This is a genomic window from Bosea sp. BIWAKO-01, from assembly GCF_001748145.1.
Taxonomy (GTDB): domain Bacteria; phylum Pseudomonadota; class Alphaproteobacteria; order Rhizobiales; family Beijerinckiaceae; genus Allobosea.
In genome coordinates this window covers 4,292,424-4,312,606 of sequence record NZ_BCQA01000001.1, presented here as the reverse complement: position 1 = coordinate 4,312,606, position 20,183 = coordinate 4,292,424, and the positions used below count along the sequence as shown (strand labels likewise).

General features: G+C 64.1%; 15 protein-coding genes, 1 tRNA gene and 1 pseudogene. All 17 read right to left on the bottom strand.

Features of this window, described 5'->3' with window-relative positions:
* Positions 1–36 precede the first annotated feature (36 nt).
* Positions 37–408, bottom strand: coding sequence for a 30S ribosomal protein S12 (gene rpsL, locus BIWAKO_RS20125; RefSeq protein WP_038358286.1), 372 nt, complete (start codon positions 406–408; stop codon positions 37–39).
* A gap of 564 nt (positions 409–972) precedes the next feature.
* Complete coding sequence (locus BIWAKO_RS20120) at positions 973–2,103, bottom strand: helix-turn-helix transcriptional regulator (protein ID WP_069880161.1); 1,131 nt, start codon at positions 2,101–2,103, stop codon at positions 973–975.
* Between the two features lie 160 nt (positions 2,104–2,263).
* Positions 2,264–6,445: a DNA-directed RNA polymerase subunit beta' gene (gene rpoC, locus BIWAKO_RS20115; RefSeq protein ID WP_069880160.1), complete on the bottom strand. Its 4,182-nt coding sequence runs from the start codon at positions 6,443–6,445 to the stop codon at positions 2,264–2,266.
* Positions 6,446–6,571: 126 nt separating this feature from the next.
* Entirely contained in the window at positions 6,572–10,693 is a 4,122-nt protein-coding gene (rpoB, locus tag BIWAKO_RS20110) for a DNA-directed RNA polymerase subunit beta (RefSeq protein WP_069880159.1), read from the bottom strand.
* A gap of 274 nt (positions 10,694–10,967) precedes the next feature.
* Positions 10,968–11,342: a 50S ribosomal protein L7/L12 gene (gene rplL, locus BIWAKO_RS20105; protein WP_069880158.1), complete on the bottom strand. Its 375-nt coding sequence runs from the start codon at positions 11,340–11,342 to the stop codon at positions 10,968–10,970.
* A gap of 53 nt (positions 11,343–11,395) precedes the next feature.
* A complete protein-coding gene (gene rplJ / locus BIWAKO_RS20100) occupies positions 11,396–11,911 on the bottom strand; it encodes a 50S ribosomal protein L10 (protein ID WP_043237131.1) in 516 nt (171 codons plus the stop codon).
* A gap of 501 nt (positions 11,912–12,412) precedes the next feature.
* Positions 12,413–13,111 carry a 50S ribosomal protein L1 gene (gene rplA, locus BIWAKO_RS20095; RefSeq protein ID WP_043237132.1) on the bottom strand — a complete coding sequence of 233 codons (699 nt, stop codon included), beginning with the start codon at positions 13,109–13,111 and terminating at the stop codon, positions 12,413–12,415.
* A gap of 13 nt (positions 13,112–13,124) precedes the next feature.
* Positions 13,125–13,556 carry a 50S ribosomal protein L11 gene (gene rplK / locus BIWAKO_RS20090; RefSeq protein WP_069880157.1) on the bottom strand — a complete coding sequence of 144 codons (432 nt, stop codon included), beginning with the start codon at positions 13,554–13,556 and terminating at the stop codon, positions 13,125–13,127.
* Positions 13,557–13,711: 155 nt separating this feature from the next.
* Entirely contained in the window at positions 13,712–14,326 is a 615-nt protein-coding gene (locus BIWAKO_RS20085; RefSeq protein ID WP_084651628.1) for a cytochrome b, read from the bottom strand.
* Positions 14,323–15,933 carry a methyl-accepting chemotaxis protein gene (locus BIWAKO_RS20080; RefSeq protein ID WP_069880155.1) on the bottom strand — a complete coding sequence of 537 codons (1,611 nt, stop codon included), beginning with the start codon at positions 15,931–15,933 and terminating at the stop codon, positions 14,323–14,325. The genes BIWAKO_RS20085 and BIWAKO_RS20080 overlap by 4 nt, the downstream gene beginning before the upstream one ends.
* A gap of 108 nt (positions 15,934–16,041) precedes the next feature.
* Positions 16,042–16,575, bottom strand: a complete 534-nt coding sequence (nusG, locus tag BIWAKO_RS20075; protein ID WP_043237137.1) for a transcription termination/antitermination protein NusG — start codon at positions 16,573–16,575, stop codon at positions 16,042–16,044.
* Between the two features lie 15 nt (positions 16,576–16,590).
* Complete coding sequence (gene secE / locus BIWAKO_RS20070; protein ID WP_043237138.1) at positions 16,591–16,785, bottom strand: preprotein translocase subunit SecE; 195 nt, start codon at positions 16,783–16,785, stop codon at positions 16,591–16,593.
* Positions 16,786–17,136: 351 nt separating this feature from the next.
* Positions 17,137–17,472, bottom strand: a pseudogene (locus BIWAKO_RS37380) (class I SAM-dependent methyltransferase); the annotation flags it as partial.
* Between the two features lie 24 nt (positions 17,473–17,496).
* A complete protein-coding gene (locus BIWAKO_RS37375; RefSeq protein WP_371332010.1) occupies positions 17,497–17,673 on the bottom strand; it encodes a methyltransferase domain-containing protein in 177 nt (58 codons plus the stop codon).
* Positions 17,674–17,692: 19 nt separating this feature from the next.
* Positions 17,693–17,768: transfer RNA gene (locus BIWAKO_RS20060), tRNA-Trp, on the bottom strand.
* Between the two features lie 133 nt (positions 17,769–17,901).
* Positions 17,902–19,092: an elongation factor Tu gene (gene tuf / locus BIWAKO_RS20055; protein WP_043237140.1), complete on the bottom strand. Its 1,191-nt coding sequence runs from the start codon at positions 19,090–19,092 to the stop codon at positions 17,902–17,904.
* A 290-nt stretch (positions 19,093–19,382) separates the two neighbouring features.
* Positions 19,383–20,069: a hypothetical protein gene (locus BIWAKO_RS20050; RefSeq protein ID WP_069880154.1), complete on the bottom strand. Its 687-nt coding sequence runs from the start codon at positions 20,067–20,069 to the stop codon at positions 19,383–19,385.
* Positions 20,070–20,183 lie beyond the last annotated feature (114 nt).

Below are 20,183 nucleotides of genomic sequence, written 5' to 3'. Positions count from 1 at the left end.
CGCCTCAGCATCAAGCCTCGGCGGTCGGGCAGAAAATCACTTAGGACGCTTGGCGCCGTACTTCGAACGGCGTTGCTTGCGGTTCTTGACACCCTGCGTATCGAGCACACCGCGCAGGATGTGGTAACGCACGCCGGGCAAGTCCTTGACGCGACCGCCGCGGATCATCACCACCGAGTGCTCCTGAAGGTTGTGACCCTCACCCGGGATGTAGCCAATGACCTCGAAGCCGTTGGTCAGACGCACCTTGGCAACCTTACGAAGCGCCGAGTTCGGCTTCTTCGGGGTGGTCGTATAGACGCGGGTGCAAACGCCGCGCTTCTGCGGGCAGGACTCAAGCGCCGGAGCGGTGTTGCGCGCCTTGACGGGCGAGCGCGGCTTGCGGATCAGCTGGCTGATTGTCGGCATTCTGGCCTCTCGCTCCACTGAGCGGTTGGAATTCTTTTCGGTCGCTCCCCGAACCGGTCAAAGCCATGACATAAACGAAGCCGCGCCGTCGGCTCCCCTCGGGGGCCTCAGGCGCGTTCGCCATGCAGAGGAACACGGAACTCGTCCGCATTCATGCGTCTTGCCATGTCGTCAATCGACGCAGGAATTTACGACGGCGTTTCGGTCGCGAAATTCGCTCGCAGCAGAGGCAAGCGACAAACGTGTCCGACAACCGTCGACAGTGGCGCGCTTATGACTCAGGTGGAGATTCGCGTCAACCCCGAATTCGCATTCGCAGCGAAAGCGTTAACCACCACCCTGCTAAGGGCCGGCTCGGCCGTCATGGCCCCCCGGAGATCGGCAGGCGGCTGAGGGTGAAGATCACCAATGCCGTCAGGGCAAGGTAGAGCGAAACGCCGCGCAACACCACGATAGCCACTCCCCTCTTCCCAGCCAATCATGCGTCGACGGGTTGCGGTCCAGGCAACTCCCATTTGGGGGCCGGTGATCTTCGGCCAGCATGATCTCATCAGCCGAACAGGGCTAACGCAGCACCAGTCTGGCCAGCAGGGCGGAGAGTTCGCTCTGGCGGGAAACGCCCACCTTGGCGAAGACGCGCTTGAGCGTGGTCCGCGCCGTCTCCTCCGAGATTCCCAGGGCTTGGGACGCGTTTCGAGGGGCAAGTCCTGCACCAACGAGCGCCGCGATCCGGGCCTCCGCCAATGTGAGACCGAACAGGTCGCGCACGAGCGCCGGATCGGCGGGCTCGCCTGGCTGCGCGCTGGTCACGACAGCAATCACACTGGTCTCTGAGAGCATGCGCTCTACGCCCGTGGCAGTGGCTGTGCAGACCGGCAGGACATGCACGGCAAGCGTCCCGTCGCGATCCAGGCCGGGGATCAGCAGCGGCCGCGGCACCGCCGTCAAGGTATCGGCACTCGCCGCGCCCGCGCGTGCGATCGCTTCGGACAAGGCCTCCTGCTGCAGGATGGAGCGCGCCGCCAGTCGCCCCTGCGAGATCAGCAGCGCATCACCGCATAACTGCTCTGCGACAGGGTTTGCGAAGATCACATGCCCGGTCGCATCGAGCAGGAATACCCCGACGCTCAGCCGCGCCAGTACGTCGGCCAGTGACTGCTGGGTCGCTTCCGCGGTGATCAGGCGGATGCCGAGCCTGAGCGCATTCTCGACATGCCGCCCCAACTGGCTGAGCGCTGCAAGCTCCTCCTCGGCGAAGGCCGGTTTGCTGTCGGCGCGCTGGACCGAGAGCGCAACGGCGACATGGGGGTCCGGCGAGATACTGACGCCTGCGAACCATTTCAGCCCCTGGCGTTTGAGGAACTGGCTGTAGAACGGCAGGGTTTCGAGTTCCTCGGACGTTGCGATGTGACGTTCGGTGATCGCATCGGTCCGGGTCAGGTATCCCCTCTCGCGCGAGCGGGCGAAGCGCACATCGTGCCGCCACCATTCGTCCCGGTCATACTCCTTCTGCCCCTCGGCGAGGCCCGGCGAGACAATGATCCCGTAGCTGCCATCGTCCCGCTGGTAGATCATCACGGCGCCGACATCGTCGAAGCAATCGGCAATGGTCTGCAGGGCGGCCGGCCAAAGCGACGGCGTGGCCGCGGCCGCATAGACCGCTTCCACCGCACTGACAAAGCGCTGACCGTCCATCGACGAACTCCCAACTGATTAACATGTTAGATCACAACCAGGCGCGGAGGCGAAGTTCTCCTTTCGTCGCTGAGGCCGCCATGAACAGGCCGGGGACCCTGCGCCAAACAAAAAGGGCCGCCCGAAGGCGGCCCTTTCGCAAGTTGTGTTCGGCAGCGCCTTACTCGGCGGCCGGAAGCACGGCCGCAGCAGCTGCAGCCTTGGCCGCCGCATCCGCCTTCTGGCCGACGATGAGATCGTCGCGGCGCAACGCCACCTGCTTGATACGGGCAACCTGGGCGCCCGTGCCAGCCGGGATGAGCGAGCCGACGATGACGTTCTCCTTGAGGCCTTCGAGGGTATCGTACTTGCCGTTGACCGCCGCCTCGGTGAGGACGCGGGTGGTCTCCTGGAACGACGCCGCCGAGATGAAGGAGCGCGTCTGCAAGCTCGCCTTGGTGATGCCGAGCAGGACCGGAACGCCGCTGGCCGGCTTCTTGCCCTCTTCGCGCATCTTGGCGTTGATCTCCTCCAGCTCGATCCGATCGATCTGGTCGCCGGTGATGATGTCGGTATCACCGGACTCGGTGATCTCGATCTTCTGCAGCATCTGCCGGACGATGACCTCGATGTGCTTGTCGTTGATGCCCACGCCCTGGAGGCGATAGACCTCCTGGATCTCGTTGACGAGATAAGCCGCGAGCTCTTCGACGCCCTTGATCGCCAGGATGTCGTGCGGTGCCGGGTTGCCGTCCAGGATGTAGTCGCCCATCTCGACGACGTCGCCGTCCTGGAGATGGATGTGCTTGCCCTTCGGGATCAGGTACTCGAGCCCGTCCGAGCCGTCATGCGGGGTCAGCGTGACCCGGCGCTTGTTCTTGTAGTCCTTGCCGAAGCCAATGACGCCGGCCTTCTCGGCAATGATCGCCGCATCCTTCGGACGACGCGCCTCGAACAGTTCCGCCACCCGCGGCAGACCGCCGGTGATGTCACGGGTCTTGGCCGAGTCGGTCGAGACACGGGCGAGCACGTCGCCTGCCTTGGTCATCTGGCCCGGCTCCATCGAGATGATGCCGTCGACGGGCAGGATGTAGCGGGCTTCGCCACCGCGGGCGAGCTTCGCAACCTTGCCGTCAGGGCCGTGCACCGTGATCGCCGGACGCAGATCCGACGTCCGGGCCGAACCACGCCAGTCGATGACGACGCGCTTGCTGATGCCGGTCGCCTCGTCCGTCGTCTCGGTGATCGACATGCCGTCCACGAGATCCTCGTAGCCGACAGAGCCGTCCACCTCGGCCAGGATCGGGCGGGAATAGGGATCCCACTCCGCCAGGCGCTGGCCGCGCTTGACCTTGTCGCCTTCGTCGACCCGCATCTTCGAGCCGAACTGGACACGGTGCACCGCGCGCTCGGCGCCGTCCGGACCAACGATCACGATGGCGATGTTGCGCGCCATGGCGATCAGGTCGCCATCCGAGTTGCGCGCCGCATTGCGGTTGCGGATCTTCACCGTGCCCTCGAAATTGGACTCGATGAACGACTGATCCGCGATCGTCGCCGCGCCGCCGATGTGGAAGGTACGCATGGTGAGCTGCGTACCCGGCTCGCCGATCGACTGCGCCGCGATGACGCCGACCGCCTCGCCCATGTTGACGGGCGTGCCACGGGCAAGATCGCGCCCGTAGCAGGTGGCGCAGACGCCGTTCTTGGTCTCGCAGGTGAGAACCGAACGGATCTTCACCTCCTGGACGCCGGCAGCGTTGATCTTCTCGATATGGCTTTCCTCGATCATCGTGCCCTTCGGCACGAGGACGTTGCCGTCGATATCGGTGACATCTTCCGCCGCGGAGCGGCCGAGGATGCGGATGCCGAGCGAAGCCACGACCTGACCGGCATCGATGATGGCGCGCATCTTGATGCCATTGTCCGAGCCGCAATCGACCTCGGAGATGATGGCATCCTGTGCCACGTCGACGAGACGGCGGGTGAGATAACCCGAGTTCGCCGTCTTGAGCGCGGTGTCGGCCAGCCCCTTACGGGCACCGTGCGTCGAGTTGAAGTACTCGAGCACGTCCAGGCCTTCCTTGAAGTTCGAGATGATCGGGCTCTCGATGATCTCGCCGGACGGCTTGGCCATCAGGCCGCGCATGGCGGCGAGCTGGCGCATCTGGGCCGGCGAACCACGGGCACCCGAGTGGCTCATCATGTAGATCGAGTTGATCGGCTTATCGCGGCCGTTCTCGTCCTTCTTAACGGTCGAGATGCGCGCCATCATCTCCTGGGCGAGCTTGTCGGAGCACTTCGCCCAGGCGTCGACGACCTTGTTGTACTTCTCGCCCTGGGTGATCAGGCCGTCCTGGTACTGCTGCTCGTAGTCCTTGGCGAGCGCACGGGTGGTGTCGACGATCTCCCACTTGTTCTCCGGCACGACCATGTCGTCCTTGCCGAAGGAGATGCCGGCCTTGAAGGCGTGCTTGAAGCCGAGGCCCATGACGCGATCGCAGAAGATCACCGATTCCTTCTGACCGCAGCCGCGATAGACGGCGTCGATCATTCCGGAGATCTCCTTCTTCGTCATCAGGCGATTGACGACGTCGAAGGTCACGGCCGGATGCTCAGGCAGTGCGGTCGAGAGGATCACGCGGCCAGGCGTGGTGTCGTAGATCTTGGTGTAGGACTTGCCGTCCTGACCGACGCCGGTCCAGCGATATTTGATCTTCGAATGCAGCGTCACGACCTTCTCGTGCAGCGCATATTCGAGTTCGCCGAAATCGCCGAAGATCTTGCCCTGGCCCGGCTCGCCATCCGAGATGATCGAGAGATAGTACAGGCCGAGCACGATATCCTGCGACGGCACGATGATCGGCTGGCCGTTCGCCGGGTGCAGGATGTTGTTGGTCGACATCATCAGCACGCGCGCTTCCAGCTGCGCCTCAAGCGACAGCGGGACGTGCACGGCCATCTGGTCGCCGTCGAAGTCAGCGTTGAACGCAGCGCAGACCAGCGGGTGAAGCTGGATCGCCTTGCCTTCGATCAGCACCGGCTCAAAGGCCTGGATGCCGAGACGGTGCAGCGTCGGAGCGCGGTTCAGCAGCACCGGATGCTCGCGGATGACCTCGTCCAGGATATCCCAGACTTCCGGCTTCTCCTTCTCGACCAGCTTCTTGGCCTGCTTGACCGTGGTCGAGTAGCCCTTCGCATCGAGACGCGCATAGATGAACGGCTTGAACAGCTCGAGCGCCATCTTCTTCGGCAGGCCGCACTGGTGCAGCTTCATCTCCGGGCCGACGACGATGACCGAACGGCCGGAATAGTCGACGCGCTTGCCCAGCAGGTTCTGCCGGAAGCGGCCCTGCTTGCCCTTCAGCATGTCGGCGAGCGACTTCAGCGGGCGCTTGTTGGCACCCGTGATGACGCGGCCGCGGCGGCCGTTGTCGAACAATGCGTCGACCGATTCCTGCAGCATCCGCTTCTCGTTGCGGATGATGATGTCGGGCGCACGCAGCTCGATCAGGCGCTTCAGGCGGTTATTGCGGTTGATGACGCGGCGATAGAGATCGTTCAGATCCGAGGTCGCGAAGCGGCCGCCATCGAGCGGCACCAGCGGACGCAGATCGGGCGGGATCACCGGAACGATGGTCATCACCATCCATTCCGGCTTGTTGCCGGATTCCTGGAACGCCTCGATGATCTTGAGGCGCTTCATCAGCTTCTTGGGCTTCAGCTCCGAGGTCGTCGTCGCGATCTCGTGCTTCAGATCCATGTTGATCTTGTCGAGATCGAGCGCGCGCAGCATCTCGCGGATGGCTTCCGCGCCGATCATCGCCGTGAAGGTGTCAGCGCCGTACTCTTCCTGGCAGCGGACATACTCCTCCTCGGACAGGAGCTGACGGTCCTTGAGGGGCGTCAGGCCCGGCTCGATGACGACATACGACTCGAAATAGAGCACCCGCTCGAGTTCCTTGAGCGGCATGTCCATCAGCAGGCCGATGCGCGACGGCAGCGACTTCAGGAACCAGATATGGGCAACCGGAGCGGCGAGCTCGATATGGCCCATGCGCTCGCGCCGGACGCGTGCGAGCGTCACTTCGACGCCGCACTTCTCGCAGATCACGCCCTTGAACTTCATGCGCTTGTACTTGCCGCACAAGCACTCGTAGTCCTTGATCGGCCCGAAGATGCGGGCGCAGAACAGGCCGTCGCGCTCGGGCTTGAAGGTACGGTAGTTGATGGTCTCGGGCTTCTTGATCTCGCCATAGGACCACGACAGGATCTTTTCCGGGCTCGCGATCGAGATCTTGATCGCGTCGAACGCCTGCTGTGTCGGCTGCTGGCCGAAAAGGTTCATGACCTCTTGCTTCATCGCCTGTCTCCTGCCGCCGGCGGGGGAGTGAACCGCCCTGCCCGGCCATCATGCGAATAAGCCGGCGGCGTGAGTGTCGCCGGCATGCTGTGTTCGTCTCGAGGCGGCCCTTTTGGGCCCGCCCCCTTATTCGGCAGCTTCGGCCGGCGGCAATTCGCCCGGCTTCTGCTTGTTGCTGATCAATTCGACATTGAGGCCGAGCGAGCGCATTTCCTTGACGAGAACGTTGAAGCTCTCGGGGATGCCCGCCTCGAAATTGTCCTCGCCGCGCACGATCGACTCGTAGACCTTTGTGCGGCCCGCCACGTCGTCCGACTTCACCGTCAGCATTTCCTGCAGGGTGTAGGCGGCGCCGTAGGCTTCGAGTGCCCAGACCTCCATTTCACCGAAGCGCTGACCGCCGAACTGCGCCTTACCACCCAGCGGCTGCTGGGTAACGAGCGAGTACGGGCCGATCGAACGCGCGTGAATCTTGTCGTCGACCAAGTGGTGCAGCTTCAGCATGTAGATGTAGCCGACCGTGACCTTGCGATCGAAGGGCTCGCCGGTCCGTCCGTCATAGAGCGTGACCTGGCCGGACTTGTTGAGCCCCGCCTGCTCGAGCAGATGCTCGATGTCCGACTCCTTGGCGCCGTTGAAGACCGGGGTCGCGATCGGAACGCCACGGCGCAGGTTCTGGCCCATCTCGACCAGCTCCGCGTCGTCCATCGACGCAACGATCTCGTTGTCGCCATACACGGCCTCGAAGCTTGCCCGCAGAGCCTTGCCGTCATGCGCCTTCTTGTAGACGTCGATGGCCTTGGCGATCTGCTTGCCGAGACCGGCAGCGGCCCAACCCAGATGGGTCTCCAGGATCTGACCGACATTCATGCGGCTCGGCACGCCGAGCGGGTTCAGCACGATGTCGGCATGGGTGCCGTCCTCGAGGAAGGGCATATCCTCGGCGGGAACGATGCGCGAGACGACGCCCTTGTTTCCGTGACGGCCGGCCATCTTGTCGCCGGGCTGGATCTTGCGCTTCACCGCGACGAAGACCTTGACCATCTTCATCACGCCCGGAGGCAGTTCGTCGCCGCGCTGCAGCTTCTCGACCTTGTCGAGGAAGCGCTGCTCGAGGCGCTTCTTCGACTCGTCGTACTGCTTCCGCATCGCCTCGATTTCGGTCATCAGGGCGTCGTCGCCGACGGCGAACAGCCACCACTGCGAACGCGGGAACTCGCTCATCCCTTCGCGGGTGATGACCGTGTCCTTCTTGAAGCCCTTCGGACCGGCAAGGCCGGTCTTGCCGGTCAGGATCTCGGCCAGACGCGCGAAGGTGTTGCGGTCCAGGATCGCCTGCTCGTCGTCGCGGTCCTTGGCAAGACGCTCGATCTCCTCGCGCTCGATCGCCTGGGCGCGCTCGTCCTTGTCGACGCCGTGGCGGTTGAACACGCGCACTTCGACGATGGTGCCCTGCACGCCCGGAGGAACACGCAGCGAGGTGTCGCGGACATCCGAAGCCTTCTCGCCGAAGATGGCGCGCAGAAGCTTCTCTTCCGGCGTCATCGGGCTTTCGCCCTTTGGCGTGATCTTGCCGACCAGGATGTCGCCCGCAGCGACTTCCGCACCGATATAGACGATACCGGCTTCGTCGAGGTTCTTCAGCGCCTCTTCCGAAACGTTCGGGATGTCGCGCGTGATTTCCTCAGGGCCCAGCTTCGTATCGCGGGCCATGACCTCGAATTCCTCGATATGGATCGAGGTGAAGATGTCTTCCGAGACGATCTTCTCCGAGAGCAGGATCGAGTCCTCGAAGTTGTAGCCGTTCCACGGCATGAACGCGACGAGCACGTTGCGGCCGAGAGCCAGTTCGCCGAGCTCCGTCGACGGGCCGTCGGCGACGATATCGCCCTTCTTGATCATGTCGCCGACGCGCACCAGCGGACGCTGCGTGATGCAGGTCGACTGGTTCGAGCGCTGGAACTTCTGCAGACGGTAGATGTCAACGCCCGGCTTGGTCGGGTCCATCTCGTCGGAGGCGCGGATAACGATACGCGTCGCGTCGACCTGGTCGACGATGCCGGCGCGGCGGGCAGCGATGGCGGCACCCGAGTCACGGGCGACGACCGCTTCCATGCCGGTGCCGACGAACGGCGCGTCGGCACGAACCAGCGGCACCGCCTGGCGCTGCATGTTCGAGCCCATCAGCGCGCGGTTGGCGTCGTCGTTCTCAAGGAACGGGATCAGCGCGGCGGCGACCGAAACGAGCTGCTTCGGCGACACGTCCATGAAGTCGACCTTGTCGACCGGCGTGACGATGACTTCACCGGCGCGGCGGCAAACGATCAGGTCGTCGGTCAGACGGCCGCTTGCATCGGTCGCGGCGTTCGCCTGGGCGACGTTGTACTTCGCCTCCTCCATCGCCGAGAGATAGATGATCTCGTCGGTGAGCTGGCCGTCGCGGATGCGGCGGTAGGGGCTCTCGATGAAGCCGTACTTGTTCACCCGCGCGAAAGTGGCGAGCGAGTTGATCAGGCCGATATTCGGACCTTCCGGCGTCTCAATCGGGCAGATGCGGCCGTAATGGGTCGGGTGCACGTCGCGCACCTCGAAGCCGGCGCGCTCGCGAGTCAGACCACCCGGGCCAAGCGCCGAAAGACGGCGCTTGTGGGTGACTTCCGACAGCGGGTTCGTCTGGTCCATGAACTGAGAGAGCTGCGACGAGCCGAAGAACTCGCGCACGGCGGCAGCCGCAGGCTTGGCGTTGATCAGGTCCTGCGGCATCACCGTGTCGATATCGACCGACGACATGCGCTCCTTGATGGCGCGCTCCATGCGTAGCAGGCCCAGGCGGTACTGGTTCTCCATGAGCTCGCCGACCGAGCGCACACGGCGGTTGCCGAGATGGTCGATGTCGTCGATCTCGCCCTTGCCGTCGCGCAGGTCGACCAGCGCCTTGACGACCGCGAAGATGTCTTCCTTGCGCAGGATGCGCACGGTGTCCTCGGCGTCGAGATCGAGACGCATGTTCATCTTCACGCGGCCGACGGCCGAGAGGTCGTAGCGCTCCGAGTCGAAGAACAGCGACTGGAACATGTTCTCGGCGGTCTCGAGCGTCGGCGGCTCGCCGGGACGCATCACGCGGTAGATGTCGAACAGCGCTTCCTCGCGGCGCGAGTTCTTGTCCACATTGAGCGTGTTGCGGATGTAGGGACCGACCGTGATGTGGTCGATGTCCAGCACCGGAATCTCGTCGAAGCCTTCATCGGTCAGGAGCTTGAGCAGCTTCTCGCTGATCTCCTCGCCCGCCTCGGCGAAGACCTCGCCGGTCGCCGGGTTGACCAGATCCTCGGCAATGTACTGGGTGTAGAGATCCTCGTCGGTGGCGCGCAGGAACTTCAGGCCCTTCTCGGCGAGCTGACGGGCGGTGCGGGCGACCAGCTTCTTGCCGGCCTCGACCACGACCTCGCCGGTGTCGGCGTCGATCATGTCGACCGTCGCCTTGAAGCCCTTCATGCGCTCGGCGTCGTAGGGAACGCGCCAGCCCTGCTTATCCTTGACGTAGGCGATGTGGTTGTAGAAGCGGCTGAGGATCTCCTCGCCGTCCATGCCGAGAGCGAACAGCAGCGACGTCACCGGGATTTTACGCTTCCGGTCGATACGCGCGTAGACGATGTCCTTGGCGTCGAACTCGATGTCCAGCCAGGAGCCGCGATAGGGGATGATGCGCGCGGCAAAGAGCAGCTTGCCCGACGAATGGGTCTTGCCCTTGTCGTGATCGAAGAACACGCCCGGCGAACGGTGCATCTGCGAGACGATGACGCGCTCGGTGCCGTTGACGATGAAGGTGCCGTTATCCGTCATGAGCGGCATGTCGCCCATGTAGACATCCTGCTCCTTGATGTCCTTGACCGACTTCGCCTGGGTGTCGGGATCGATATCGAACACGATCAGGCGCAGCGTTACCTTGAGCGGCGCCGAGAAGGTCATGCCGCGCTGGCGGCATTCGTCGACATCGTATTTCGGCGGCTCGAAGGTGTATTTCACGAATTCGAGCAGCGAAGCGCCCGCGAAATCGCCGATCGGGAACACCGACTTGAAGACGGACTGCAGGCCCTCGTCGGAGCGGCCGCCCTTGGGCTCGTCCACCATCAGGAACTGGTCGTAAGACGCCTTCTGAACCTCGATGAGGTTCGGCATCTGCGCGACTTCCTTGAGTTTTCCGAAGAACTTGCGGACGCGCCTGCGGCCCTGGAGCGAATTGACCATGTTGTTCCTCGCGATCTCTCTCGGACGGCTCACCCGGCGGCCCGCTCGCGGACCAGTCTTGGCAGCCACAGGCCGCCGGGGGAGCCGTTCGGCGCTTCGGCGCGCCGACATCAACTGAACTGGCCTTCCCGATGGGGCTCGTGCCCCGGAAAGCCTCTTGCATTCCTTGCGTCGCATTCCGCTTGCCGGAAACGACGCAACAGCCCCGGAGGCGGAAGACCGCCCCGGGACTGTCGTGTACGACTAGGGTCGGACCGGCATCAGCCGGCCCTGCTCACTTGAGCTCGACCTTGGCGCCGACGGCCTCGAGCTGCTTCTTGAGCTTCTCGGCCTCGTCCTTGGTCACGCCTTCCTTGAGCGGCTTCGGAGCGGCTTCCACCAGATCCTTGGCTTCCTTCAGACCGAGACCGGTGATGGCGCGGACTTCCTTGATCACTTCGATCTTCTTGTCGCCGGCGGCGGCGAGAACGACAGTGAACTCGGTCTGCTCTTCAACAACGGCAGCCGGAGCGCCAGCCGGTCCAGCCGCAACAGCGACGGCGGCAGCGGCGGAAACGCCCCACTTCTCTTCGAGAAGCTTGGCCAGGTCAGCGGCCTCGAGGACCGTCAGGGAGGACAGCTCGTCAACGAGCTTAGCAAGATCAGCCATGGTATGTTCCTACGATAAAGAGGTTCGAACGTTGATCAGGTTGGCAGACGGCCTCAGGCCGCATCCTTGTCGGCATATGCCTGAAACACGCGAGCGAGCTTTGCAGCAGGCGCGGTCGAGAGCTGGGCGATCTTGGTTGCCGGGGCCTGGAGAAGGCCGAGCAACTTGGCGCGCAGTTCGTCGAGCGAGGGCATCGTGGCCAGAGCCTTGACACCATCCGGGTTCAGGGAGGTCTTGCCCATCGCGCCGCCGAGGATGACAAGCTTGTCATTGTCCTTGGCGAAAGCGACGGCGACCTTCGGCGCCGCGACCGGATCGCTGGAATAAGCGATCAGGGTGGGGCCCTTCAGCAAGGGGCTGATGGACGCGACGTCGGTGCCTTCAAGAGCGATCTTGGCCAGCCGGTTCTTTGCGACCTTCACAGTGGCGCCATTGGCCTTCATCTCACGACGAAGCTTCTGGAACTGTGCCACCGTCAAACCCGCATAGTGGGCCACGACAACGACCGACGTGTTTGCGAACACGCCGTTCAGTGTCGCGACGGCATCATTCTTTGCCGCTCTTTCCACTGGGCTCTCTCCGGTAGGCGGCAAGACGAATACCTTGCCGCCAGTTGCACTTGTCGCGCAGGCTTGGCCGATTGACACCGGCCGGTCACATGCGCGACGCTCAGTGCCCTGTCCCCTTCCCCGGCATCAGCCACGGTCGGGCGAGATGGTTCGAACCGTCTCGAGGTCTCTCGACCTCGGGTAAGCTCTTGCACCGTCTATGCAGGCCTCTTGGCGAAATTATGCCCTCGGGCGAACCCGAAGCGCACCTGCAGTCTCAGACAGGACTGGGTGATTCCGGCACGAAGATCGCTCCGCGCGCCCGAAAAACCCATTCTTCGACGGTAAACCGTCGAAAAACGCGAAACGGACCTCCTCGTGCAAAGCACGCGGAAGCCCTGATCACTTATGGAAACATCGGGATGTCATAGCGACTTCCCTCGCTTCTGCCAAGTGGTGTCTTGATCCCGCGAGATCAAGACGAGCTCGCGGCCGGCGCGAAGCCGGCCGCAGGGGAGACTATCAGCCGCCCAGAACCGTGTTCGGCTCGATCTTGACGCCCGGGCCCATGGTCGAGGAGATCGCGACGCGCTGGACATACGTGCCCTTGGCGCCGGCGGGCTTCGCCTTGGCAACCGAATCCGCGAAGGCGCGGATGTTCTCTTCGAGCTTCTCAGCTGTGAACGAGACCTTGCCGACGGCGGCATGCACGATGCCGGCCTTCTCGACGCGGAACTCGACCGAGCCACCCTTGGAGGCCGCAACCGCGCTGGTCACGTCCATGGTCACCGTCCCGACCTTCGGGTTCGGCATCAGGCCGCGCGGGCCGAGCACCTTACCGAGACGGCCGACGAGCGGCATCATGTCCGGGGTCGCGATGCAGCGATCGAAATCGATCGTGCCCTTCGAGACGATGTCGACCAGTTCCTCGGCACCAACGACGTCGGCCCCGGCCTTCTTGGCCTCCTCGGCCTTGGCACCGCGAGCGAACACGGCGACGCGCAGGACGCGGCCCGAGCCGTTCGGCAGGTTGCAGACGCCACGGACCATCTGGTCAGCGTGACGCGGGTCGACACCGAGGTTCATCGCAACTTCGACGGTCTCGTCGAACTTGGCGGTCGCACGGCCCTTGATCAGGGCAACGGCTTCGGTGAGCGGGTAGAGCTTGGTGCGGTCGATGCCCTCACGGGCCTTGACGACGCGTTTTCCGACGTGTGCCATTGATCCGTTCCCCTCAGCCCACGACTTCCAGGCCCATGGACCGGGCAGAACCCCGGATCATGGCCACGGCCGATTCGACGTTATCGCAGTTCAGATCGGCCATCTTCTTCTCGGCGATCTCCTTGAGCTGCGCCGAGGTGACCTTGCCGACATTGCCGCCACGACCCGGGGTCTTCGAACCCGAGGTCAGGCCGGCCGCCTTCTTGAGGAAGTACGAAACCGGCGGCTGCTTCATCTCGAAGGTGAAGGAGCGATCCTGATACGCGGTGATGATCACCGGGATCGGCATGCCCTTTTCCATCTGCGCGGTCTTCGCATTGAAGGCCTTGCAGAATTCCATGATGTTGAGGCCGCGCTGACCCAGCGCCGGACCGATCGGCGGCGACGGATTGGCCGCGCCCGCCGGAACCTGAAGCTTCACGTAGCCCGTGATCTTCTTTGCCATGATGGCTGCTCCTGCCGTCCGAACCGGTGCCTACCGGAACGACGACGACCCCTCCCGGACAAAACGCGTCCCGGGCCGGGGTGGTTGCAGAGCGTGGTGCGGCGAGGAATTCCGGTTGGCAAACCGGCACGCCTTCCACGCATGTGAGGCGCGGCCTATGGCATATCCGGAAACGAAGGGGAAGAGCTTTCGCGCTGCGGCATCTTTGCGGTCGCCCTTGAAGGGCGCCCCGCACCCCGCTGGACATAGTCGCCGAGTGCGATGCCGATGTGCAAGACGACGAGCCCCATCAGGGCGAAGGCAAGCCAGGCATGGCCTTTGAGCAATGGCTCGGAATAGCCGGCCCCTTCCGGCCAGATCGCCGGCAGCGTCAGGCCAAAGGCGAGTTCCCGCGCACCAAAATCGGACACGCCGGCCCAGCCGAGCATCGGCACGACGATCAGCGCGGCATAGAGCACGCCGTGGACCGCCCTGTCTCCGCCCCCTTCCCGCCAGTGTCCCGTCAGGCGCGCCAGCACCCTGTAAGCCATGCGGAAGAGCACGAGCCCGAACAGCCCCGCACCGGTCGTCTTGTGCAAGGTGTACAGCGCGTCCGCCATCGGCCCATCGCCGATCTGCTTCATCAGAACACCGGAGCAGAAGAGCACGAGGACCAGCACCGCGGTCATCCAGTGCAGCAGCTTTGCCAGGAACGGGAAGCTGCGTTGCCCCGCGCGCTGTGCGGCGCCCACCACAAGACCCTCCCCAGACGGCGATATCGACATCGTCATGCGCGCATCCGTTGTGTCTCGGACATGAATCCGTCGACGGCCTGACGGAGTTCGGCAGCTTGACGACCGAGATCGGCGGATGCGTGCGTGACCGTCTCGGCGGTCCGGCGCCAATCCTCGACCATGCCAGCAACCTGTTCGACCTGATCAGCCACGAGGCGGACATCGCCGGCGGTCTTGCTCGTGCTCTCGCTGATAGAGCGCGAGCTCGCATCCTGCTTGCGCGCCAGATCGGCGATCGAATCGGCAGCGCGCTCCACCTGGTTGACGGAGGTGACCAGGGCACCGACCCGCATGGTGATGCGCTGAGCCGCGACATTGATGGAATCGAGCCCGCTCCGGACCTGATCGGTCGCTTCTGCGGAGCGGTTTGCGAGTTGCTTGACCTCGGCTGCAACCACGGCGAAGCCGCGGCCGCTCTCTCCGGCCCGGGCCGCCTCGATCGTGGCGTTGAGCGCGAGCAGGTTGGTCTGGTTCGCGACCGTACCGATGATCTTGATGATCTCCGAAATTGCCCCGACCGCCTCGCACAGCACCACCGTATCGGCCGTGGCCTCCTCGACCAGCACCTTGGCGGCGGTCGCAACCTCGGTCGTCCGCTGTGCCTCGCCAGCCGTCGTCGTCAACAGGCGTGAGATATCGATCAGTGAGCGCGAGACATCGTCGACATGGGTCGAGGCCCGCTGCGTCGAGCCGGCTGCGGCGGCCGCTCGCTCGTCCACCGAACCCGAAAAGCGTGCGAGTTCGCCCGACGCGCCCGACATGCGCGCCGCATGTTGCTCCAGCACCGTTGCAATCGAGGCGATGCGCTGCTGGAAAGCCTGCCCCTGCAATTGGAGACAGTCACGTCGCTCGACCTCGTGTGACAGCACCTCGAGGCGCTGCTTGGCCGCCTCCTGCTGGGCCTGCTCGCCGCGCAGATGGGCCAATAGCGCCCGCGCCAGCATGCCGATCTCATCGCGCCGGATCGCCAGCTTGCCGATCCAGGCCCGATCCCGTTCGACCGAGCCAAGGGCGCGCGCCATCCCGGTGATGGGCCGCACCAGCCAGCGATATTCCAGCGTGATGACGAGAACGACCAGGAACATGCCGAGCAGCGACAGCAGCAGCTTGTTCTGCCGGGCGTTGTCGACATGCAGGGCCAGCCGGCCGCTGACCTCGGTCATGCCCTCGTTCAAGGCGACGCGTAATTCGTTGCGCTTCGCGGCGAGCCGCTTCAGCGATTCGCGCGCGCCGATATGGTCCGATCCGACCTGCCCCGACAGCTCTCCGAGGAGATCGACTGCCTCCTGCGCACGCGCATGGACGGAGCCGTGAAGGCGCATGGCGATATCGGCGACGCTCCGCGCCACCACCTCGATGTCGGCCTTATCTGCGGGCGGCCCGCTATCGGACAGGAGCGAGGCGTTCAGGCGCTGATAGGCGGAATCGGCCTGGGCAAGCGCATCGCCTGCGCCCGCATAGGCTACCAGATCCCGCGAGAATTGTGTCAGGCGTATCGAGCTGACGACATCGGCGGCGGCAAGGAGAAGCGCAACAAGACCAAGCAGCGCGCCCCAGACGGCAAGACGCTGACCGACAGTTGCCTTGAAGCTCTTCGGAAACATGCAAGCCCGCGCCGGATTTTCGGCGCGGACCTTGCGTCAGCATGGCTTAAAAGTGCCTTAACCAACAAGCCGCCGCAGAAAAAATGCGGCGCTCGCGCAAAAGCGCGATCAGATCTTCTCGACCTGCCCGTACTCGAGCTCGACCGGCGTGGCCCGGCCGAAGATCGAGACCGCCACCTTGAGGCGGGCGCGTGCGTGATCGACGTCCTCGACGACACCGTTGAACGAGGCGAAGGGGCCATCGGCGACCTTGACCTGCTCGCCGACCTCGAAGACCACCGTCGGCTTCGGGCGTTCGATGCCCTCCGCGACCTGGCCCTTGATCCGCATCGCCTCATGTTCGGGGATCGGCATGGGCTTGGCCTTGTCGGCCCCGAGGAAGCCGGTGACCTTCGGCGTGTTCTTGATCAGGTGATAGACCTCGTCGGTCATCTCGCACTTCACCAGGACGTAGCCCGGGAAGAATTTGCGCTCGGCGTCCACCTTGCGGCCACGACGAACCTCGACGACCTTCTCGGTCGGGACCAGCACCTCGTCGAACTTGTCGGCGAGATTGCGCTGCGCCGCCTGATCGCGGATCGACTGCGCGACCTTGTTCTCGAAGTTGGAATAGGCGTGGACGATGTACCAGCGGGTGCTCACGTCAAAACTCTCCGCTCAGCGTGCGCCGAGGATGAAACCGAGCGACCAGCGAATGATCGTATCGGTAAAGAGGAAGAACAGGCTCGCAGCCACGACCATGGCCAAGACGAGGCCGGTGGTGATCAGGGTCTCGCGCCGCGACGGCCAGGTAACCTTCGCGGCCTCCGAGCGCACCTCCTGCAGGAACTGGAAGGGGTTGGACTTCGCCATTGAGTGGTCACCTCGGTTTCGGGCCGCGCCCGATTCGGACGTCCTGAAAGATTCGCGGCGCGGGGCTCAGGGAGCCGCGCGCCGTCATGAGGCCTCTTACAACGCTCCGGCACGTTAGCCAAGCGCTTTTGATCCGAGGCGCTCTCGTTAACCTCGGGGCGCCACGGACGTGCGGCAGGCGATCAGCAGGAAGGGCGGACGCTCGCGCTCCTTCGCCCACTCCGGATGTTCGCCAACCTGATCCGGACTGGGCCCCCATTCCTCGCGATGGGGCAGGAGGAATCCGACCCCCAGCAACAACTGGAGATCGGTTCCCATCGTTCCACGCTGCTTGAAGACGCCCTCGGCCAGTCAGTTCTTCCGGCGCGGCCCTTCATCGAGATAGGCCCCGTCCGGCCATGTCGGCAGCTCCGATGCGTCGCTCGACCAATCCTGGTGCCGGGGCGCCGTCATCATCGGGTGCTCGACGGAGCAGACCAGCATGCCAGCAGGGGCGAGTGCTGCATGGACTCGGGCGAACAAATCTTCGAGCCCCGTCAGGTAGTGGAAGGCAGGCGAGCTGTAGGCCAGGTCGAAGGCCTCCACCTCCGGGCGGTCCAGATCAGACTTGAGATAGGACACCGCCGGGTGGGGCGTCTCCGCATGAGCCCGCGCCAGCATCCGCTCGGAAAGATCGACGCCCCGGGCGCTCGCCGCGCCCTGCCCGGCTGCTCAGCGGCAGAACCAGCCAAAGCCGCAACCGAGATCGAGCAAGCGCTTGCCACGCAGTTCCGGTAGGAGGCGGTGCAGCGAATCCCACTCGGGCGCACCGTCAAGACCGTGGATCGAGCCCGGGAGCTGGCTGTAACCTTGGAAAAAAGTCTCGTCGTCGTAGATGCTCTGCGTCATCGCAGTACGATCGCGAGACTGGCAGGGGCGGCAGGGCTCGAACCTGCGACACCCGGTTTTGGAGACCGGTACTCTACCAACTGAGCTACACCCCTGTAGTCGCGCAGTGCTTTGCCCCAACCCGCCGCGCATTTCAAGTCGAAAAAGAACCGATGTCGACAAGGCTGTGAGCAAAAAGAAAGGGCGGCGTTTCCGCCGCCCTTTCCGCACGCGATGGCGCTCTGTCGATCAGGCGATGATGCTGGCGACGACGCCGGCGCCGACGGTCCTGCCGCCTTCGCGGATGGCGAAGCGCAGCTTCTCCTCCATCGCGATCGGCACGATCAGGTGCACTTCCATGGCGATGTTGTCGCCAGGCATCACCATCTCGGTGCCCTCAGGCAGGTGCACCACGCCGGTCACGTCCGTCGTGCGGAAGTAGAACTGAGGGCGGTAGTTGGTGAAGAACGGCGTATGACGGCCGCCCTCTTCCTTCGTCAGGATGTAGGCCTCGGCCTTGAACTTGGTGTGCGGCTTCACCGAACCCGGCTTGCACAGCACCTGGCCGCGCTCGACGTCCTCGCGCTTCGTGCCGCGCAGCAGCGCACCGATGTTGTCGCCAGCCTGGCCCTGGTCCAGCAGCTTGCGGAACATCTCGACGCCGGTCACCGTCGTCTTCACGGTGTCCTTCAGGCCGACGATCTCGATTTCCTCGCCAACCTTGACGATGCCGCGCTCGACGCGACCGGTCACCACCGTGCCACGGCCCGAGATCGAGAACACGTCTTCGACCGGCATCAGGAACGGCTGATCGATCGGACGCTCCGGCTGCGGGATATAGGCGTCGACCGTCTTCATCAGCTCGAGAACCGCGTCATGGCCGATCTCGGGCGAGACGTTGTCCAGCGCAGCCTTGGCCGAGCCCTTGGTGATCGGGATGTCGTCGCCCGGGAAGTCGTACTTCGACAGCAGCTCGCGGATCTCCATCTCGACCAGCTCGAGCAGCTCCGCGTCGTCGACCAGGTCGACCTTGTTCATGAACACCACCAGCGCCGGAACGCCGACCTGGCGCGCCAGCAGGATGTGCTCGCGCGTCTGCGGCATCGGGCCGTCGGCAGCCGACACCACCAGGATCGCGCCGTCCATCTGCGCCGCACCCGTGATCATGTTCTTCACGTAGTCGGCGTGGCCGGGGCAGTCGACATGCGCATAGTGACGGTTCGCAGTCTCGTACTCGACGTGGGCCGTCGAGATCGTGATGCCGCGGGCCTTCTCCTCAGGCGCCTTGTCAATCTGGTCATACGCCGTGAACGACGCGCCGCCGGTCTCAGCCAGCACCTTCGTGATCGCAGCCGTCAAAGACGTCTTGCCATGGTCAACGTGACCAATCGTTCCGATATTGCAGTGCGGCTTCGTCCGCGCAAACTTCTCTTTGGCCATGACACCTTTTCCTCGACGACGGCCATCCCCGGCCGGAAAACGGGGTCGCATTAGGGGGTTTTACGCGACGATGCAAGCCATGCGGGCGAGATGCCACCCGCCACGCATCGCCTCACCCCGACCGCATGTGTCCTGCGCCAAGGTCATGGTCACGAGACAGCCGCCGTCAATCAGCCGGCTCTGGAATCTGTTCGCGAAGAAGCTCCCCGTCCGGGGCCTTGGCGAGCAACCGCAAGCCGGCCGAGGCCGGAAGCCCTATATGCCCAGAAAGAACCACAGCCCGGCCACGGCTACTCGCGCAGGAGCCAGGCGGAAAACGACGCGGAGGCATTGTCGATCGCCTCGTACGCTGGATCACCGCGGATCTGGTCGGCGATGGCGAGCGCAGCAAACCCGATGAGGATGCCCACAGGCGTGGCAGGCACGACCGCAGTCGATGCAGCCCTGACGCCAGTCAGGTTAGGGTATTGCGTCAGCGGCCGCCCCGTCACCCCATCGAGCACGATCACGTCGGCGCTGAAATTCGCCTGCCCGCCGGGAGCTATCAGCGACCTCACCACGACCTTCAGCTTGGCCGCGTGCTTGCCCGAAGGCTGTTCGGTAAAGCGCTTTCGGAAGCTGTCGCGAGTGATCTGTGCCAGCGTGCTGTACATCTGCGTTTGAGCGGCCGCGCTCCGGCTGAGAGCCATGAATTTCTCATCCCACGCAGCCTCCTCTGGCGTCGGCCCATTACCCGCCCCGGCAGGATCACGCCCCAGGGAAACTGGACGGGTCGATGCCGGCATCTTCGTACCGGCGTAGGCCATTCCAGCCTTCGGCCAGACTATGGCAGTCTGGCCGTCCACGGGCTTTGGCGTTTCGACGATAATATCGACGATCCTGAGATCACGTATCTCCGAGAAGGTCAGTCCCCGGTCGGGCGTAACGCAGCCGGCAAGCGCCGAGCCCAGAACGACTGCAAGCAGAAATCGAATCATGGCGTCGAAATGCCCCCCGGCGCGAAATGCGACTGGCGGGCGTTAACGATCCCGAAATCATTGCGCCAGTTGAACCAAGGTATTGGGCACGCGGGAAAACCGCCCCCCGTATGT

Coding starts and splice junctions, on each gene's coding strand:
- BIWAKO_RS20050 (WP_069880154.1), bottom strand. CDS start 20,069: ATGATTCGATTTCTGCTTGCAGTCGTTCTGGGCTCGGCGCTTGCCGGC.
- BIWAKO_RS20085 (WP_084651628.1), bottom strand. CDS start 14,326: ATGACGATGTCGATATCGCCGTCTGGGGAGGGTCTTGTGGTGGGCGCC.
- tuf (WP_043237140.1), bottom strand. CDS start 19,092: ATGGCCAAAGAGAAGTTTGCGCGGACGAAGCCGCACTGCAATATCGGA.
- rplL (WP_069880158.1), bottom strand. CDS start 11,342: ATGGCTGATCTTGCTAAGCTCGTTGACGAGCTGTCCTCCCTGACGGTC.
- secE (WP_043237138.1), bottom strand. CDS start 16,785: ATGGCGAAGTCCAACCCCTTCCAGTTCCTGCAGGAGGTGCGCTCGGAG.
- rplA (WP_043237132.1), bottom strand. CDS start 13,111: ATGGCACACGTCGGAAAACGCGTCGTCAAGGCCCGTGAGGGCATCGAC.
- BIWAKO_RS20080 (WP_069880155.1), bottom strand. CDS start 15,933: ATGTTTCCGAAGAGCTTCAAGGCAACTGTCGGTCAGCGTCTTGCCGTC.
- rpoC (WP_069880160.1), bottom strand. CDS start 6,445: ATGAAGCAAGAGGTCATGAACCTTTTCGGCCAGCAGCCGACACAGCAG.
- rpsL (WP_038358286.1), bottom strand. CDS start 408: ATGCCGACAATCAGCCAGCTGATCCGCAAGCCGCGCTCGCCCGTCAAG.
- rpoB (WP_069880159.1), bottom strand. CDS start 10,693: ATGGTCAATTCGCTCCAGGGCCGCAGGCGCGTCCGCAAGTTCTTCGGA.
- BIWAKO_RS20120 (WP_069880161.1), bottom strand. CDS start 2,103: ATGGACGGTCAGCGCTTTGTCAGTGCGGTGGAAGCGGTCTATGCGGCC.
- BIWAKO_RS37375 (WP_371332010.1), bottom strand. CDS start 17,673: ATGACGCAGAGCATCTACGACGACGAGACTTTTTTCCAAGGTTACAGC.
- rplK (WP_069880157.1), bottom strand. CDS start 13,556: ATGGCAAAGAAGATCACGGGCTACGTGAAGCTTCAGGTTCCGGCGGGC.